16 protein-coding genes, 1 tRNA gene and 1 pseudogene are annotated in these 18032 nt (G+C 60.0%); 13 read left to right on the top strand and 5 right to left on the bottom strand.

Annotated features, from left to right (window positions below):
• Positions 1 to 92: 92 nt before the first annotated feature.
• Positions 93 to 1082, bottom strand: coding sequence for an FKBP-type peptidyl-prolyl cis-trans isomerase (locus tag ACEUKI_RS03985; RefSeq protein WP_080785450.1), 990 nt, complete (start codon positions 1080 to 1082; stop codon positions 93 to 95).
• Positions 1083 to 1162: 80 nt separating this feature from the next.
• Here ACEUKI_RS03985 and ACEUKI_RS03980 point away from each other — a divergent pair, with 80 nt between their 5' ends.
• The 3 genes from ACEUKI_RS03980 (at position 1163) to ACEUKI_RS03970 (ending at position 4500) form a co-directional block, all read left to right on the top strand.
• Positions 1163 to 2233, top strand: coding sequence for a hypothetical protein (locus ACEUKI_RS03980; RefSeq protein WP_179133506.1), 1071 nt, complete (start codon positions 1163 to 1165; stop codon positions 2231 to 2233).
• Positions 2233 to 3240: a hypothetical protein gene (locus tag ACEUKI_RS03975; RefSeq protein WP_080785449.1), complete on the top strand. Its 1008-nt coding sequence runs from the start codon at positions 2233 to 2235 to the stop codon at positions 3238 to 3240. Before ACEUKI_RS03980 ends, ACEUKI_RS03975 begins: the two co-directional genes overlap by 1 nt.
• A 285-nt stretch (positions 3241 to 3525) precedes the next feature.
• On the top strand, positions 3526 to 4500 hold the full coding sequence (locus tag ACEUKI_RS03970; protein WP_179133505.1) for a tetratricopeptide repeat protein: 975 nt from the start codon (positions 3526 to 3528) through the stop codon (positions 4498 to 4500).
• Positions 4501 to 4583: 83 nt separating this feature from the next.
• Here ACEUKI_RS03970 and ACEUKI_RS03965 read toward each other — a convergent pair whose 3' ends face one another.
• Positions 4584 to 5210, bottom strand: coding sequence for a CYTH domain-containing protein (locus tag ACEUKI_RS03965; protein WP_080785447.1), 627 nt, complete (start codon positions 5208 to 5210; stop codon positions 4584 to 4586).
• 97 nt (positions 5211 to 5307) lie between these two features.
• Between ACEUKI_RS03965 and ACEUKI_RS03960 the strand changes: the two genes are divergently transcribed.
• The 10 genes and pseudogenes from ACEUKI_RS03960 to ACEUKI_RS03915 all read left to right on the top strand — a co-directional run bounded on the left by ACEUKI_RS03960 (position 5308) and on the right by ACEUKI_RS03915 (position 14806).
• Positions 5308 to 5383, top strand: a tRNA-Arg gene (locus ACEUKI_RS03960).
• 328 nt (positions 5384 to 5711) lie between these two features.
• Positions 5712 to 6101, top strand: coding sequence for a Rid family detoxifying hydrolase (locus ACEUKI_RS03955; RefSeq protein WP_144169693.1), 390 nt, complete (start codon positions 5712 to 5714; stop codon positions 6099 to 6101).
• A gap of 130 nt (positions 6102 to 6231) precedes the next feature.
• Complete coding sequence (locus ACEUKI_RS03950; protein WP_260847504.1) at positions 6232 to 7149, top strand: 1-acyl-sn-glycerol-3-phosphate acyltransferase; 918 nt, start codon at positions 6232 to 6234, stop codon at positions 7147 to 7149.
• 93 nt (positions 7150 to 7242) lie between these two features.
• Positions 7243 to 8244: an NAD(P)H-dependent glycerol-3-phosphate dehydrogenase gene (locus ACEUKI_RS03945; RefSeq protein ID WP_374156526.1), complete on the top strand. Its 1002-nt coding sequence runs from the start codon at positions 7243 to 7245 to the stop codon at positions 8242 to 8244.
• 186 nt (positions 8245 to 8430) lie between these two features.
• Positions 8431 to 9618: a D-alanine--D-alanine ligase family protein gene (locus ACEUKI_RS03940; protein ID WP_186289925.1), complete on the top strand. Its 1188-nt coding sequence runs from the start codon at positions 8431 to 8433 to the stop codon at positions 9616 to 9618.
• 252 nt (positions 9619 to 9870) lie between these two features.
• Entirely contained in the window at positions 9871 to 10770 is a 900-nt protein-coding gene (locus ACEUKI_RS03935) for an ABC transporter substrate-binding protein (protein WP_144169697.1), read from the top strand.
• Between the two features lie 11 nt (positions 10771 to 10781).
• Entirely contained in the window at positions 10782 to 11732 is a 951-nt protein-coding gene (locus ACEUKI_RS03930) for an ABC transporter permease subunit (protein WP_144169698.1), read from the top strand.
• Positions 11729 to 12586, top strand: coding sequence for an ABC transporter permease subunit (locus ACEUKI_RS03925; RefSeq protein ID WP_374156525.1), 858 nt, complete (start codon positions 11729 to 11731; stop codon positions 12584 to 12586). The genes ACEUKI_RS03930 and ACEUKI_RS03925 overlap by 4 nt, the downstream gene beginning before the upstream one ends.
• 4 nt (positions 12587 to 12590) lie before the next feature.
• Positions 12591 to 13283 (top strand): annotated as a pseudogene (locus ACEUKI_RS03920) (ABC transporter ATP-binding protein); the annotation flags it as partial.
• Positions 13284 to 13762: 479 nt separating this feature from the next.
• Complete coding sequence (locus ACEUKI_RS03915) at positions 13763 to 14806, top strand: CPBP family intramembrane glutamic endopeptidase (protein WP_186289926.1); 1044 nt, start codon at positions 13763 to 13765, stop codon at positions 14804 to 14806.
• Between the two features lie 29 nt (positions 14807 to 14835).
• Here the strand turns inward: ACEUKI_RS03915 and ACEUKI_RS03910 are convergent, their stop codons facing one another.
• The 3 genes from ACEUKI_RS03910 to ACEUKI_RS03900 form a co-directional block, all read right to left on the bottom strand.
• Entirely contained in the window at positions 14836 to 15633 is a 798-nt protein-coding gene (locus ACEUKI_RS03910; RefSeq protein WP_144169700.1) for a mechanosensitive ion channel family protein, read from the bottom strand.
• Between the two features lie 80 nt (positions 15634 to 15713).
• Positions 15714 to 17147, bottom strand: coding sequence for an aspartate ammonia-lyase (locus tag ACEUKI_RS03905; RefSeq protein ID WP_179133502.1), 1434 nt, complete (start codon positions 17145 to 17147; stop codon positions 15714 to 15716).
• Between the two features lie 118 nt (positions 17148 to 17265).
• Positions 17266 to 17997 carry a TetR/AcrR family transcriptional regulator gene (locus tag ACEUKI_RS03900; protein ID WP_080785438.1) on the bottom strand — a complete coding sequence of 244 codons (732 nt, stop codon included), beginning with the start codon at positions 17995 to 17997 and terminating at the stop codon, positions 17266 to 17268.
• Between the last annotated feature and the right edge of the window lie 35 nt (positions 17998 to 18032).

Raw genomic sequence — 18032 nt, 5'->3', positions numbered from 1 at the left:
CTGAGGGGAGACCATCACGGTATATCCCGTGAGGCCTCCCCTCAGTCAGTTTCGCTGCCAGCTCCCCTCTTAGGGAGAGCCAGAGAGATTGTTTAGTACGCGGCGAGAATATCGATTACGAAGACCAACGTGGAGTTGGCGGGAATCGAACCTTGCTCCTTATCTCCATAGGCCTGATCCGGCGGAATCACCAGCAGAACCTGAGAGCCGACGGTCTGGCCGACCAGACCCTTCTGCCAGCCCTCGATAACCTGATGCTGGCCGCTGGAATCGCTGAACAGATCGGCGTCGATTGTGGAATCGCGATCCCAGGACGAATCGAACTGCTTGCCATTCGTAAGCCAACCGGTGTACTTGACCACCACGGTGTTCTTGTCGGTCAGCTTGGCGCCGTTACCCTTGATCAGCGTCTGCGAGATCAGCGAATCAACCGAACCCTGACCGTTCATGTCGATGGACGGCTTGCCATTCTTGGCGCGCGTCACCTTCGGCAGATTGGCCGGCACATCCTTGACTTCCTCGCCAGTGGCCTTCTCCAAGTCCTTGGATTTGGACACAAACGTCATCGCCAGGATGTAAGAGTACCCGGACGAATCCTGAGCGTTGACGCCAAAGCCAATCGTGGTGTTGATCTTGGCACCCTTGATCTGGTTGTAGTAGGTCGAGGAGAGGGTCTTGGAATCCACCTTCAGCGAGCAATCCGGCATGTTCTTGGTCCAGGTGTCCATGAGCTCGGTTCCGTCTTTAACGTTGAGCGCGATGCCTTGGGCGCAGACGCGGTCGCCCTCCTCGATCACGTCGCCATCGCCCTTCTGCAGCACCACATAAGAGCCGTCGAACACGGTCATCGGCGTATTAAAGGAGATGGTCGGCTTCTCGCCGAGCTTGCCCTTGGCGGTCACGCCGGCAATTTGGCCCTTCTTGTCAGAAGAGTCGGAAGATGAAGAGGAATCGGAAGAAGAGGATTTCGAGTCCGAGCTCGAACTGGAGCAGGCGGCCAGCGACACACACATCGCCAGCGAGCAGGCAAGAGCAACGGCCTTGCCGAAGGGAGATAACATAGACTTAATAGACTTACGCATGACACACCACCCTACTGGTAAACCTTGATTTTCTGCGCTCCTAGGTAATAAACAGGTGAAGATTGTAGAATGGTTAAGTTATGAGTGCTGAAGAACAGACTACAAGACCGGATAAGGACGCCAAGCGTCCATCCCGTCATGCCAAAATCATGCGTGGAGTGGTGACGCCTATCTTCGGCCTATTGGCCGTGGCGGCTGTGGTGTTGGGGTACATGAATGCCACGATGTGGAAGCCCTCCACTGAAATCACCGCTTCCGCAACCATGAGCGGCTCCCGGTATGCCGTCACTGATCCGAATGTGCTGACCTTGTTGGATCAGAATGCCACGATAACCGTGGACTCGGGATCCTCTCAGGACGAGGCGTGCGTGGCGTTGGGTTCGTCCAAGGATGTTGCCGGATGGGTCGCGTCCGAGAAGTCCTATACCCGCATCACCGGATTGGCATCATGGAGCGAGCTGAGCACCCAGAAGGGAAGCAGCACGAGTCAGGGAGCGCCTACCAGTGCCGATGACGCGGTGTCGTTCAAGGATTCCGATATGTGGACTGCCGTGAAATGCGGCACTGGGTCCGTTTCGCTGAAGAGCAAGAAGGCCGGCGCCTCGACGGTAGCCATTATGGATTTGGGCGAAAACGCCACCAACGCCAAGGTGCAGCTGCACTGGGTGCGCTCCGAAGTGCCGGACTTTGCGATGCCGTTCTATCTGTCCGGCGGATTGCTGGCCGTGCTGGCCGTACTGTGCGCCTCCGTGTTCGCCATGCCGCCGCATAAGCGCCGCAAGCGCATGGTGGAAGGCACGGCAAGCGCCGTAATTGAGGAAGAGGCACCCGCCAGCATCGCAGTGTCCGGGAAGCCGGATGGTGCAAGTCGACGTAATCGTCGCCGCCACGCCACACATCGGCGTTCGGGCCGTGCGTTCTCGCAATCTGAAGCCACCGAAACACCGGTTATCATCGACCCAAGTTCGCGTAACCTGGTCGCCGACCAGCAGACCGGTGCCGAAAGCGGCGCTGAGACCGGCTTCAGCGCCGGCGATAACGAATCGACTTCGGTAATCACCCCTGACGAACTGCAGGCCTACTTCTCCCGCTTGGCCCAAGAGGTCAATACCGGAGACGACTCGGCCGATGACGGACAGGAGGAAAGCTGATGAACAAGCGATGGAACAAACTGTGTGTGTCCGCCCTCGCCTGCGTGGCGTTGGTCGTGCCGTTGACCGCCTGTGAAGGCCAACTGCCGACGCCGGCTGCTGATACCTCCACCAAGGTTGCGCCGGATTTGACCGAGGCGCAGGAGAAGAAGATTCGTCTGAAGATTCTCAAGACGATCGATAAAGCCGATCAGGCCAAGAATCCCGATGGGTATGCGACCGTTATGGGCGGGCCCCAGCTGGACATTCGCATCAGCCAGACCACGATCAATCAGCGTGGCGGCGGTATGTCCGAATATGCGACCATTCCCAAGGACATCGCCCAGACGGTGATTCCTACGGACGACGGATGGCCTCGCTCGGTGTTCACCATCACGACCACCACCGAAGATCAGCAGTCCAAGCGTTTGCTGGTCTTCGATCAGGAATCCGCCCAGCAGAATTACAAGCTGATGGCTATGGCTCGACTGTTTGAGGGCGCCAAGCTGCCAAAGTTCGAGATTCCGACTATTGGCTCGCAGATGGGCACCGCAAAGGATGAGAAGCTGGTGGCCACTCCAGCCGATGCCTTGACCCAATACGCCGATGTGCTGCAGAACGGCTCCAAGAGCCAATACGCTTCCAAGTTCGCAGACGATTTGCTGCGCCAGGAACTGGCCAATACCACGGTCAAGGTGCAGGAAGGTATGCAACGCAACAACGGTACGCAAGAGCAAAAATTCACCGCTGTGCCTGAACAGATGTGGGTGATGCGTGCTGCAGACGGTGCCGGTGATCTGGTGGTTGGCCGTATTAACGGCGAATGGACTCGCAAGGCAGGGGATGGCCGCGAATCGCAGCCGGCTTCCGACGACGAGAAGGCGCTGTTCAATAGCGACAAGTACACCAGCACCATGAAGGTCACGTATGTGAACGTGGTGGCCTTGTACATTCCGTTGGCAAGTTCCGGTGAGCAAATCACCGCAGTGGGCGCCGACCGTCAGCCGGTAAAGGTCGAAGCGCTGTAATTGTTGCCGCCACCCACCGCGCGGTTAACGCCCCACCACGATGTGATTCGTCCACCACGATGTCGATAAAATTTTACCTTTCGCATAATGGTGCCGTTTGGGGTCACATCGTGGTGGGCGTTTTGCTACGTGGTGGGAATTTCACCGCGTAGTGGAAGAATCCCTACGTGGTGGGAATTTCACCGCGTAGTGGAAAAATCCCTACGTGGTGGGAATCGGCATTACAATCAATGTCAGCAAATGTGATTGTTGTTGTACGCGAATCGCGTGGAATCGGGAGGCATTATGGCAGAGCAGCAGTTCAATCCGGGGGTCTCATTGGCGGGCGCCGTCGATTTGGAGGCGCTGAAGCATCAGGTCAAGGCCGAGCCCGGACAAGCGGGCGGCGCGCCTGCCGCTGGTGGGTACGTGATCGACACCACCGAAAACACCTTCCAGGCAATGGTGCAGACTTCTGCGACCTTCCCGATCCTGCTGCTCTTGTGGGTGCCGACCGATGACCGCCTGTTCCCGATGGCCCGTGCACTGGGCGACGCGGTGAATGCCCTGAACGGCCAGATTCAGCTCTCCCGTATCGATATCTCGTCCAATCCCTCGATCGCCCAAGCGCTGCAGGTGCAGGGCGTGCCCGCACTGTTCGCGTTGATTGCCGGCCGTCCGATGCCGCTGTTGCAGGGCCTTCCGGGTGACGACGAGCTCAAGCAACTTACCGACGAGGTGGTTCCGAAGATCATTCAGGCCGCCGCGCAGTCTGGTGTGAACGGTACCGCGCCGTACTCGGGTGATCCTGATTCCGATGCCGCCAAGAGCGCTGGTGCCACCGGTGCCGTCGCGGGTGCTGAGCAGGTGCCGCCGGAGCATGCCGAAGCCCATCGTTTGGCCGAGGAGGGCGATTACGCCGGTGCCGCCGCCGAATACGAGCGCGTGCTCGAATCCGACCCGTCCGATGCACTGGCCGCCCGTGAACGTGCGAAGGCGCTGTTGCTGGCCCGCTCCGGGGCCGCTGATGTACGTGACGTACGTGCCGCTGCCGCCGCAGCACCGGACGATGTGGAAGCGCAGTTGGCCGTGGCTGATATCGACATGATTGGTGGCCAGATTCAAGACGCTTTCGACCGTTTGCTGGACTTTTTGGCCGCCGGGCACAAGGCCGATATCGAGCAGGTTCGCAAGCGTCTGCTCGAATACTTCGCCATCCCCGAACCCACCGACCCGCGTCTGACCCGCGCCCGCCGTCGCCTAGCCACCCTCATGTACTAAGTGGTTTTGGCTCCCCTCTTTGAGAGGAGCTGTCATCGTAGATGACTGAGGGGAACTCACGAGCGTACTCGATTGCTTTTTCCCTAAACCATCCGATTCTTCCCGAAATACTGCTGGAACCTTGGCCCCTCCAGCGCCAGCTCCTCCTCGAAATCATCCGCCCACTTACAGAACGGACGGTTGGCGAGACCATCGTTATTGAATCGCGCCTGATCGGTGATTTCGGTGATGCAGAATTTCGGAATCGTCAGATTGGTAACCGGCCCGGATCGTTCGGCCTCGGCTACGATGAGCGGCGCATTCGGCCCGCCGAACACATCCACGCTCCAGCCGTCTTCCGCAATCCACACGGAATACCGGTTCTTGATGATTACCGAGCCGCCGCGCTTGATGAGTTCGGCCGCGATACGCGTATCGATTTCGCGCTCGACTTCGTAGCGCGTGCCGCCCACGGACGGACCTTTGACGGTGACATATGCTTCCGAGAACCGGTCGCGGTATTCGTCCAGCACGGCCACCGGATTTATGTCGGGCGTCATGTCGACGTGAACCTTGTGCGAGACCAGCCGCACGCGCAAGGCGTAATTGTCGGCATGCACGTAGTAGCTCTGAATGATGAGGGTCGGGGCGTCGCCGTCGTCGTATTCCGCCGGCAGCTCGCGGCAGAAGAAGCGGCGTTCGTATTCGAAGTCATCTGTAGGTTCCGACATAACCCCATTGTAGAGCCGATAATGGCGATTTTCTCGTTATTTTGGCGACGTATGTGCCGCATGCAACGTGATGTGGTGTACAGTAAAGAAGTTGCTCGGGTTTGTAGCTCAGTGGATAGAGCGTCTGTCTCCGGAACAGAAGGTCGTGGGTTCGATCCCCATCAAGCCCACCAGCATGGCTTTCGGCTAACCGCCGGAAGCCTTTTGCATATTCGGCGCGTGCAAGGCTGGTGATGCTGGCTCGCTTGGGTCGTGGAAAAACCGCCCGGTTTGGCGAGAAAGATAGCCGAATCGTCTGGAATCGTCTGGAATAGCAAGGAATAGTCTGTTGATGGCCGTATGCCGGGCATCATGCGCGCTAAACGCGACTTCGCTCAGTAGACTGCTACGTAATCGGCATTGCCAATCGTTGCTGATCGTGCGATTGGTCGTAGCCGGTGGTAATGTGTACCGGCGCCGGCCGCAGCAGGTGGGCGCCCCCAAGATGAGAAGGAGCACAATATGAGCGAAAAGATGGAAGCCGTAACCACTTCCGAGGCGCCGGCCGCGCTGGGCGCATACAGCCAGGCGGTGAAGGCCAATGGTTTCGTGTTCGTATCCGGCCAGCTGGGCATTGATCCGGCCACCGGCGAACTGGCGGGCGAGACCGCTGGAGAGCAGGCTGCACAGGCGCTGAAGAATATTAAGCACATTCTCGACACTGCCGGTACCGGCATTGAGTATGTGTGCCGTGCCACCATCTACCTGAAGAACGTCGAGGACTTCAAGGAAGTGGACGCACGTTACGCTGAGGCGTTCATCGGCTCCGTCAAGCCCGCCCGCGTGGCCTTTGGCAACAACATGATTCCCAAGGGCGCGCTCGTGGAGATTGACGCCATCGCGGTGGAGTGATTCGAACGTTTCCCCGGCGGCCCGTCTGCGCGCATGGTGTGTGCAGACGGGCCGCCGCGTATTGTGCGACGCATTCCCGGGAATGTCGCGCTGGAATCGTTGGGCGGTGGTCCGTGCCACAATAGAGACCATGGCATCCAAAGGAAAACCGTCGCCGCGTTCGGCCGTGAGCCCGCTGAGTGATGAGCAGGTCAAGCGTCTGGCCACCCGCCACACGCTTGTGGACTCGACACAGTATTACCCGACCGGCCCTCGCACGCCCAATCAGCCGGAAATCAACGCCCAGAATCCCAAGGCCACCAAACGACTGCTGGGAGGGGTGTCCATTGTGTTCCGCGCCAGCTGCAAGACCAAGGCCTGGGGCTTGGAACAGGTGCCGGAAACCGGACCGTTCATCACCGCCGCCAGTCATATCACCATGTTTGATGTGTTCGTGCCGATGATGAGCCTGTTCCACATGGGCCGCCGCCCCCGTTACATGGCCAAGGCCGAGATGGCGAAGTGGCCATTGATCGGCAAGTGGTTCCAGTTGGTCGGCATGCAGCCGGTGCAGCGTCATTCGGGCAAGGCCAAGCAGATCGAAGAGACCTCGATTGATATTCTGACGTCCGGCCGCCCGCTGACGGTCTGGCCGGAAGGCACCGTGACCCGCGACCCGAAAAAGTGGGTGATGAGCATTAAGGAGGGCGTGGGATATATCGCCCTTGAATCCTCGCGCAGACTGGGGCATCAGGTGCCGCTGTACCCGGCGGTGACGTGGGGTGCCGCCTCCATCAACCACTGGTGGCCATGGCCGCGCAAAAACGTGGTGATGTGCTATGACCATGCGCTCGATTACTCCGATCTGCTTGCCGACATGGACTCATGGGGTGAAGAGCCGCCTGCCGAGGCCGTGAACGAGCTGATGTGGCGCGTGCTCAAACGCATGAACACAGTACTGGAGGAAATTCGTGGCGAGCAGTTCCCCGCTGAAGGCTACTGGGACTACCGCAGCATGAGTCGTGAGCCTTGGCCGGAAGCCGGCGGCCCGTTCCCGGCTGAGAAGTAGCCGCACCGGTTCCCGTACGGGGAGCCTAGGCGAGTAGCATGGCACAAGATTGTGCCGATGAAGTTGCGCGACAAGCGAAGGTAGGAATTTGATATGGGTAAAAATATAACGGTTCTCGGTGCAGGAGCATGGGGTACTGCTTTCGGCCAAGTGCTGGCGGACGCCGACAACACGGTGACCATGTGGGCCAAGGAGCAGCAGATCGTCGAGGGCATTCGCGATCACCACCACAACGCCGTGCGCCTGCCGTCCGTCGAAAAGTTGCCGGACAGCATGACCGCCACTGGGGATCGCGCCGAAGCCGTCAAGAACGCGGACATCGTAGTCGTGGCCATCGCCGCGCAGTTCGCACGCGTGGCCCTCGTCGAATTCAAGGGACTGATTCCCGATCACGCCATCGTCGTCAGCCTGATGAAGGGCATCGAGCGTGGCACCAACAAGCGTATGGACGAAGTCGTCCGCGAATCCCTTGACTTGCCGGCCGACCGGTTCGCCGCCATTTCCGGACCGAACCTGTCCAAGGAAATCGCCGATCGTCATCCTGCCGCCACCGTGGTGGCTTGCACGAACCTCGATAATGCCACGAAGGTGGCCGAGGCATGTACCACCTCCTATTTCAAGCCGTTCGTGACCACCGACGTCATCGGCCTGGAAATGTGCGGCAGTCTGAAGAACGTGACCGCGCTGGCCGTGGGCATGGCCCGTGGTGCCGGCTACGGTGAGAACACCGCAGCCATGATCGAAACTCGTGGACTGGCCGAACTGACCGCGCTGGGCGTAGCCGCTGGCGCCGATCCCAAGACCTTCTTCGGCTTGGCCGGTGTGGGCGATCTCATCGCCACCTGTGGCTCTTCGCTGTCTCGTAACTATACGTTCGGCGCGAATCTCGGCAAGGGATTGACGGTCGAAGAGGCCACCAAGGTCAGCAACGGTGTGGCCGAAGGCGTGCCCACCACGGATGCGGTGGTGGCTCTTGGCGATCAGCTTGGTGTGCCGACCCCGTTGGCGTATCAGATGAGCCGCGTGCTGAACGAAGGCATTTCCTGCTCGGAGATGCTTGCCGGACTGTTCGGGCACGAGGTTACCGGCGAATAACGAGAGAAGCGACGTATACGTGGCGTATACGTTGTACGTGCAAAGTCGCGTGGCGTATACGTCGTTGGCGTGCGCGAGTAGACTGGTGTGCGTCTCTTGTGCGCGGCGGTTCGAGCGCGGTTCGGTCCGGTTGGCGGTGCAAAGCATAGGCTTGAAAACGGTTGTAGTTTCAACAAAAGGATGGTTATGGCCAAGAAGCGTGTTGTGGTGCTCTATGGTGGGCGTGCAGACGAGCATTCGATTTCCTGCGTCTCCACTGCCGGTGTGCTGGGGGCCATGGACACTGAACGGTTCGAGCCGATTCCGGTCGGCATCACCAAGGACGGCAAGTGGATCATCAACGGCGAAGATCCTCGTGGCTGGAACTTGGACGGCGGCGAGCTGCCGACCGTACAGATCACCCCGGAATCGCGCCCGGTGATGCTTGACCCCTCTCGCGGACAGGACGGTTTCTTCGTCGGCGAGCCCAGCCACATCAATTCCGCCGATTCCGGCTTCGGCACCAGCTTCGTCAGCATGTCCGACCCGGAAATGCACCATGTGCTGACCTCCCTTGGCCATGTGGACGCGGTACTGCCGGTGCTGCACGGCCCCTATGGCGAGGACGGCACGGTTCAAGGCCTGCTGGAAATGATGGGTGTGCCGTACGTGGGGTGCGGAGTGTTTGCTTCCGCCGCCTGCATGGATAAGCATTACACCAAGGTGGTGCTGGGTGCCGCCGGCATTCCCACCGCGCCCGGTGTGACGGTCGATGCGCGCAACTTCACCGCCGCCGATGTGCTTGCCAAGATCGAGGATGCCGGTCTTGCCTATCCGCTGTTTGTCAAGCCTTCGCGCGCAGGTTCCAGCTTCGGTGTGACCAAAGTCGAGAAAGCCGATGACCGCGAGACCCAGCAGGATCGTCTGGCCGCCGCCATCGCCACCGCCGGCGAGCACGACTGGAAGGTGCTCGTCGAACAGGGGATTGATGGTCGCGAAATCGAATGTGCCGTGCTGTGCCCGAAGGCCGGTGACGAGCCCGAGGCCAGCTGGCCCGGCGAAATCGTGCTCGATCATCAGAACGACGACCAGTTCTACGATTTCGACTCCAAGTACATGGATGCCTCCGCCAGCCACGTGGAAGTGCCGGCCAATCTGCCGGTCAGCGTGCTCGGGGACGTGCGTGACGTGGCCCGTCGCGCGTTCAAGGCCGTGGATGGTGCCGGCTTGAGCCGTGTGGACACCTTCGTGACGCCTGATGGCGCGGTGATGGTCAACGAAATCAACACCATGCCCGGCTTCACGCCGATTTCCATGTACCCCAAGGCTTGGGATGCCACCGGAGTGAGCTACACCGAACTCATCACGCGATTGATTGAGGGCGTGCTGAGGTAAGTGTAGTGCGGAATCGGCCGCAGGCCGGTTCCGCTATTGACACATCACCCATACCTGTCAGTAATTCATGCCAAGTTTTCCTAAGTTCAACAGGCGTACGGCAAATGGCGAACGCAATTCACTTGCGCGCCAGTGTCAGGACAGATTAGGCGCATAGTTTCTTTTCTCGGATTCACGGGCCGCGCGAATGCCGCGCATACCAAGCCCGACTCCCCAGACTGTCGTCTGGATGATGTTGAGAAAAGGAACATTATGAACAACCTGCGTAAGATCGCGGCCGGCTCCCTCGCCGCCGTGCTCGCGTTCTCGATGGCCGCCTGCGGCTCGAGCAACGCCTCCTCCGATGGCACCGGCGAAAGCACCGGCAAGGCCGTCACCGTGAACGAAAAGTCCGCCAAAGCCACCTCCCTCGCCGACTTCGGCACCATGGAAGACCTCGAGAAGGCCGCCAAGGAAGAGGGCGCGCTGAACGTCATCGCCCTTCCGCACGACTGGTCCAACTACGGCGAGGTCATCGAGGGCTTCAAGAAGAAGTACCCGGAGATCAAGGTCACCGAGCTCAACCCGAAGTTCGCTGGCACCGTGGCCCTCAACGGCAAGCCCGCCGAGGCTGGCGCCGCCTTCAACGGCTACCTGATGGCCAACCAGCTCGCCGGTGGCGACATCAACAACCTGCAGCCCGGCCTTGACTTCTTCAAGAAGCTCAAGGAGGCCGGCAACCTGACCACCGTCGACGTGACCAACGGCACCATCGACTCCGGCCAGACCGGCGTGGTCTTCGACTGGACCTACAACCAGGCCTCCTACAAGAAGGAGCTCAAGGACAAGGGCGTGAACTGGAGGTACAAGACCTTCCCGAAGGCCCAGGTCGTCAGCTACTACAACCAGGCCATCAACAAGGACGCGCCGCACCCGGCCGCCGCCCGCCTGTGGGAGGAGTACCTGTACACCGCCGACGCCCAGAACCTGTGGTTCAAGGGCGGCGCCAACCCGGTGCTGCTCGATTCCATGAAGGAAGGCGGCACCATCGACCAGGCCACTCTGAAGGACGCCATCACCATCGAAGGCGAGCCGGTCTCCTACACCAACGACGACTCCACCCGCATCACCGAGTGGCTCCAGAACAACTGGGACAAGACGATCGGCAACTGAGGCACAGACCGATGACCGCCGCAATCGCACCCATTGCATCGAACGGACCTGCTGCCGCCAAGGCTGCGGGTCCGTCCGCTACTCCCGCTTCTCCTCTCTCCTCGGCGATGGCCAAGCACCGCCAGGAGCTGGGCACGCTCGCCACCACGCTCCCGTTCTTCGCCTACACCGCCTGCTTCCTGCTCGCACCCACCGTCATCGTGATTGTCGGTGCATTCCAGGATCGCAGTGGCAACTTCACGCTCGCGAACTTCAATAAGATGTTCGAGGCCAACACCATCGCCGCATTCGGCACCTCGATTCTGGTGTCTTTAGCATCCTCTCTGATCGGCGCAGTGGTGGGTGCGCTCGCTTCCTACGCACTGGTCATTGGCGCCAAGCCGAACGGCCTGCTGCGTCGTATGGTCTCCGCCATCTCCTCCGTGCTTGCTCAGTTCGGCGGCGTGATGCTCGCGTTCGCGTTCATCGCCACCATCGGCATCAACGGTATCGGCACCATGCTTATCAAGACACTGACCGGCTACACCGTGAACCCGAACTGGCCCAGCTCGTTGCCGGGCTTGGTGACCATCTACTGCTACTTCCAGATTCCGCTGATGATCATCATCTTCCTGCCCGCGGTCGATTCGATCCGTCCACAGTGGCGCGAGGCATGCGAATCCCTCGGTGGCAACACGTTCCAGTACTGGACGCGCGTGGCCTGCCCGATTCTGGCACCCCGCTTCATCTCCGCATTCCTGCTGCTGTTCGCCTCCGCGTTCTCCGCATACGCGACCGCCGCGGCCCTGTTCTCCCAGCGTTCGATTCTGGTACCGCTTATGATCCAAGGTGCCATGCGCAACGAACTGGACCCCAACCAGCAGGGCTTTGCCCAGGTGCTGGCATTCGCAATGATCATCGTCGTGGCCATCGTCATGCTGTTGAGCCACGCCGTGGAAAAGAGGGCCGGACGTTGGCAATGACCGAAACTTCCGCAACCAAGCCGCCGCAGCTGCGCGCCGCTCGTGCGCGTAAACAGAGCATCATCAAATTCGTGATCCTGTTCGTCACCCTGGCGTTCCTGTTCGTGCCGCTGCTGGCCATGCTCATCTTCACCCTGCGTCACCCGCTGTCCGGCCGCTGGTCGGCCGCGCCGTGGATCGCGATTTTCACCGGCAACGGCGAGTCGCTGGGTGCCGACCTGACCGTGCTGTGGCAGGGCATCGGCACCTCGCTGGCCCTAAGCGCGGTCACCGTGGTGATCATGCTGGTGCTGCTGCTGGTGCCCACTGTGGTCATCGTGCATATTCGCTCCAAGGCTTTGGAACGCGCGATCGAATGGGTGGCCACGCTGCCGCTGACCATCCCGGCCATCGTGCTGGTGGTGGGTTTGGGCCCGATCTACCGCTGGCTTTCGGCCGACGTGCTGAGCACCAACCCAATCTGGCTGTGCTTTGCCTACGTGATTCTCGTGATGCCGTTCGCTTTCCGCGCGATCGCCGTGGGGCTTAACTCCATCGACGTCAAGACGCTGGTCGAGGCATCCCGCTCGCTCGGTGCCTCCTGGCCCAAGGTGTTCTTCAAGGTGATCATCCCGAACCTATGGCAGTCGATTCTCTCGGCATCCTTTATCTCCATCGCCGTGGTGCTGGGCGAATACACCGTCGCCTCGCTGCTCGGCCGTATGAACCTGCAGGTCGCGCTCTACCAGCTCGGCCAGTCCAATTCTCAAATCTCCACCGCCATGTCGCTGCTGGCTCTGCTCTTCGGTGTGGTGCTCCTCGTTGCGCTCGACCTGATCTCCGACGCAATGCGCAAGTCAAGGGAAGGTAAGTAACCTGATGAACAGCAATTCGATTTTCACCCGTCGCCATGCCGGTGCCGATGCCGCGGCTTCTGTTTCGGCACCCGCCACCACGTCCGCTGCCGCCGAGGACGCCTTCAAGAACGATCCCACCGCCACCCTCGAAGGCGTGCGCGGCAAGGACGTGACTAAGGCCGCCAAGGCCCTGCTCAAAGACAGCGCCAAGCGCGGCGGCGGCTCCATCCAGATGCGCGACGTCGTCAAGATCTACCCCGGATCCACCGTTCACGCGCTCGACGACTTCAACCTGGACATCAAGCCCGGCGAAATGGTCGTGCTGCTCGGCGGCTCCGGCTGCGGCAAGTCCACCGCGCTGCGCTCGCTCGCCGGCCTCGAAGACATCCAGGACGGCCGCATCATGGTCGGCGGCCAGGACGTCACCGGCGTGCCGGTCAACAAGCGCGAGATGGCCATGGTGTTCCAGGCCTACTCGCTTTTCCCGCACATGACCGCCCTGGAGAACGTGGAATTCGGCCTCGAAGTGCGCGGCATGGGCAAGGCCGAACGCCGCAAGATCGCCATGGAACAGCTGGAGCTCGTGGGGCTTGCCGATCAGGCCAAGAAGTACACGCAGCAGATGTCCGGCGGCCAGCAACAGCGCGTGGCCCTGGCCCGCGCGCTGGCCGTCAAGCCGCGCGTGCTCCTGCTCGACGAGCCTCTTTCCGCGCTCGCCTGCTGAATGGCGTTGCGATGATCGTGCGGTTCTGTTCTGTTTTGTGACTGTACGATCGTCGAATAGCTTATCGGCAATGATGTGTGTGGGACGGCGGCGATTTTTGGGCGATTATCGCGTGCCGTCCCACGCCGGTGTGGGATGGCATGAACGTCAAACGATGTACATTCGTGCCGTCCCACAGATTGTATTGAGAAATCGTTGCAATGACGCCATTTCTTCGTGCGGCGTCATCAGTCATATGTGGAGTGGTGTGGGCCGCCGCGAAAAAATCGGGCAAAATCGCGTGCCGTCCCACAGCAATCTTGCAGAGTAGGGGACTTTCTCGGCATTGGGAATGATTGACGTTGATCATTCCTTGCCCATTGATGATTTCCTCCCCCATTCCCAATGCAATCGAAACGCCGTGCCGTATTCTTGAAGAGTATTGCACGTGTGATCGGTCCGTTTGCGGCCAGTAACTATGGGGGATAAGTATGAGCGAACCAATGCCGCCGGCGCAGCAACCTCAGCAACCACAGCAGCCGCAACAAACCCCACGCGATTGGTGGTTCACGGCCCATCGCCGGTTTTCGACAATCGGCTCGGCGCTCGCCATTATGATGGTGTTCTGGATCGGACTGAATATTCTGGCCACTGAAGCACTACGAACGCTGCTTGGCGCCGATGTGCCCGCTTGGGCTGTGCTGCTCGCCTCCTCCGGACCGCTGTATGTGGTGGCCATGCCGCTGAGTATGTTGGCCTTCACTCGCGTACCGGTTATTCGCACCCGGCAGTACCCCATGAAGGCGGGGGAGTTCATTCAGATTTTCGTCATGTGCATTCCGGTAATGTTCTTGGGCAATATGATTGGCAATATATTGTCTGCCGGAGCCACTGATGGTCAGGCCACCAATCGCATCAACGACGTGATTCTTGGCAGCGACTGGCGGGTGAACGCATTGTTCATAGGCCTGTTGGCACCGGTTTGCGAAGAATGGATCTTCCGCAAGGAGATTATCTCCCGCCTGCGCCGGTACGGAGAAAAGACCGCAATCATGTTCTCCGCATTGACATTCGCGCTATTCCATATGAACGTGTTCCAGTTCTTCTACGCCTTTGGCCTAGGACTGATGTTCGGATATGTATACACACGCACCTCCCGACTGCGGTATTCGGTGGCTATGCACATGCTGATCAACCTGAACGGGTCAGTACTCGCCCCATTGGTGATACAGCAGATCGATCCCCGCATCCTCGACGGCACGATCAGCGAGGCCGAAATCATGCGTATGGCTGAAACCGGCAACATGAGCGGCATGGGCATCATGATGTTGTACGGCACAGTGATGTTGGGCCTCTGCATTGCCGGTATCGTGCTGCTTATCACCAAGCGCAAGAGCTGGGAGTTCTATCTTGCGCCAGAGGAGTTGACTGCGGGGCTTAAAATACGCACCGCCTATGCCAATCCCGGCGTTATCGCGTACCTACTGCTGACTGTGATGCTTACCGGTTGGATGCTGTTCGCATGGCTGTCATAGCCGGACCCAGAGAGGCGAGCCGGGAGATATCACAGATTGTCTGACGAGCCGCCATCTTCAACAAGGTATTCGGTGCCCGAACCGGCGATGGCTCGCGCCGCCATATCTTTGATGGTGGAAGGCAGCACACCTTCGCGTGCGAACACAAGTACTTGACCGGTCATGCCGTAAGGAGAAAAACCGGTGAACTTGACCAATGGCGGCTGACCCTCCAGCGCCACGTCGGCGGTGGCCTTGGTCACGCGGTCGAGAATATCCTGACTGATCGCAGACGGGTCACCGGAGGCCTTGGCCGTGAATTCAAGCGTGGCCATGCCTTCGCTGACCGGCGTGAGCTTGGTCAGGGCGGCGGTATTGAGTACCGAATTGGGGATGACCATCATGTCTCCGGAACGGGTGCGCACCACGGTCTGACGCCAGGTGATGTCGTGCACGGTACCTGTGACGCCTTGAATGGTCACCAGATCGCCGGGTTGGATTACGCGGCTCAGCATCAGGCCGAAGCCGCCGATGATGTTGGCGATTGTATCCTTCAGACCCAGCGAGATCGCCACACCTCCAACACCAAGGGCGGTGATAAGTGTGGTCGGATTGATGCCGAATACGGGCTGCAGTACCATCGCTGCACCAGTGGCCCAGATGGTCACGCGCGTGATGTTCACGAAAATCGAGGCGCTGGGAATCTGAGAATTGTCCAGAATCTTGCGCAACACGCGGCTGATGACGCGGTCGGCCACAAATACGATGGCCAATACAATGGCCAGCCAGATGAGTTTGCCGGCGTTCACCTGAAACCAGCGTGCGATGTCTTCTGCATATTCAGTCATACGCCTACTGTATCGGTCGTTTCTGGTGAAGTCGTGGAGACGGGGTGGCAGAAAGCGGAATCGGCCTACGGCCGATTCCGCTACTCCTGGTGTTCGCGGCAGGTTTGGCCGAGGCCGCGGGCCAGACGAATCGGATCGAGAATCTCATCCAACTGCTCGGCGGGCAGGTCGGTGCGTTCGCCGGCCACCTCACGCACGGTACGGCCGGTGTGCACGGCTTCGGCGGCGATGTCGGCCGCGTGCTCGTAGCCGATGTAATGGTTGAGCGCGGCGGAAATCGACGGTGAGGACTGGGCATATGAACGCCCTAGGTCAGCATTGATTTCGATGCCTTCCACGCAGTTGACGCGGAACGTCTCCATGGCGTGCGTCAGCAACGCCATGCCGGTCAGCAGCTCATGCACCATCACCGGGTCGAAGGCGTTCAGCTGCAACTGGCCCTCGGCCACAGCCCAGTTCACAGTCACGTCCATGCCGAAAATCGTGAAGCAGCACTGGTTGACGCATTCGGGGATCACAGGGTTCACTTTGGCCGGCATAATCGACGATCCGGCCTGGCGAGCCGGCACGTTGAGATCGTTGAAACCGCAGCGCGGCCCGGAATTGAGCAGTCGCAAATCGTCGGCGGCCTTCTTCAGGTGCACGGCGAGGCTCTTGATGGCAGCCGACGTGGCCACGTACGCGCCCATATCCGTCATGGCGGCCACCGGATCGGGCGCGGCGGTGACCGGCAGCCCGGTGATTTGCGCCAGATGCTTGATAGCGGACTTGCGGAATCGCAGATCCGCGCAAATACCGGTACCGATGGCGGTGGCACCGAGGTTGAGCTGGGCCAGCAGCGGCACCACGCGATCGAATACAGCCAAATCAGACTTCAACAGCGTGGCAAACGCATGAAATTCCTGACCATAGGTCATTGGTACGGCGTCCTGTAGCTGCGTGCGGCCAATCGTCACGTCATTGATATGTTTGTCGGCCAGATCGTGGAAGGCCTTGGCGAGTTTCTTGGTGGACTCGGCGAGCGGCCCGATCGCGTCGATAAGCGCGAGTTTGCAGGCGGCCGGGTAGGTGTCGTTCGTGGACTGCGACTCGTTGACGTCGTCGTTCGGATGGATGTATGTGTAATCGCCGCGCTGGTGGCCGGCGATTTCCAGCGCACGGTTGGCGATCACCTCGTTCATGTTCATGTTCGACGAGGTGCCGGCACCGCCCTGCATCACATCGACCGGGAACTGATCGGCCAGCTTGCCGGCCTCGATTTCCAGGCAGGCGGCGCGAATGGCCTCGGCCTTGGCCGGGTCGATCAGGCCTAATTCCTCATTGGCGATGGCGCAGGCGCGCTTGACCGTGGCATAGGCGCGAATCAGCTCGGGATGTTGGCTATCGGTGATGCCGGAGACCGGGAAGTTGCCGATAGCGCGCTGGGTGTGAATACCCCAGTAGACGTTCGCCGGCACCTCCATCTGGCCGATGCAGTCATGTTCCAGGCGGGTCTTGTTCGATGTTTCGCTCATGCTTCCATCTTCCTGTGCGTGGGCTGGAAACGCCAGTATGAGAGGCTGATTGCGCCTTGTGAGAAACCTCGCGCGGGGTTCGTTCGGCGGAAAACGATCCAGACTCGCTGGTTTTCGGTCAAGCGGTGTACCCGGGGAATCCTGCGGGGCCGTTCGACGATGAGATGGTGGATGGAGCGGCATGCGTGGCGGCGGCCGGCATGCCGGGGGCGGTCGAATCCTGCGCATTGTGCACGAAGATGCGATTCCAGTAATTAAGCATGTCCTTTTGGCTCATGGCCAGGTATATGCCCATGGCCAGCACGGCCACATCTTCTTTAAGCAGGTCTTTGATTTCGATGGTGTCGCTCAATTCGGGCCAACGTTGCAGCACGGCGAGCATGCCGCCCACGGTGAACTCGACCATGAGATCGGTTTTCAGGTCAAGGTTCTTGGGGTCGCGTTGCAATGTGCTGAGCATTTGCAGACGGCAGAAGTCACGCAGCGATTCGGTCAGTTCAGGCGTGCTGTGCGGGCCTGCCAACAGGGCCAGGCGGTCGAGGCGCTGCCGCTGCTCCGGGTCGGAGAGCGTGGCGGTGACGCGGTCTCGCCATTGTTCCTCGGGATTGCCGTTCGGATCGGGGGTGCGGTTGATCGGAATCGATTCGACCTGATGCAGGATGGCTGAATCGGCCAATTCGGGCAGGCTGGAGAAGTGATAGTAGAACGAATTACGGTTCACGCCAGCCTCACGCACCACATCGGTAACGGTGATCTTGCGATAGTCGCGGTCGGCGAGCAATTCCCAGAAAGCGTTCTCGAGGCGTTCTTTGGCGGGCAGCACCTCGGAATCATGGCGTGGACGTGGCATCTCTTCCTCCTGATGCACCAGCGTGATATGGTCAC

The organism is Bifidobacterium sp. 2450, from assembly GCF_041900695.1.
GTDB classification, from domain to species: domain Bacteria; phylum Actinomycetota; class Actinomycetes; order Actinomycetales; family Bifidobacteriaceae; genus Bifidobacterium; species Bifidobacterium longum.
Note: the sequence above shows the minus strand (reverse complement) of the source record. Positions and strands in the feature narration are given on the sequence as shown.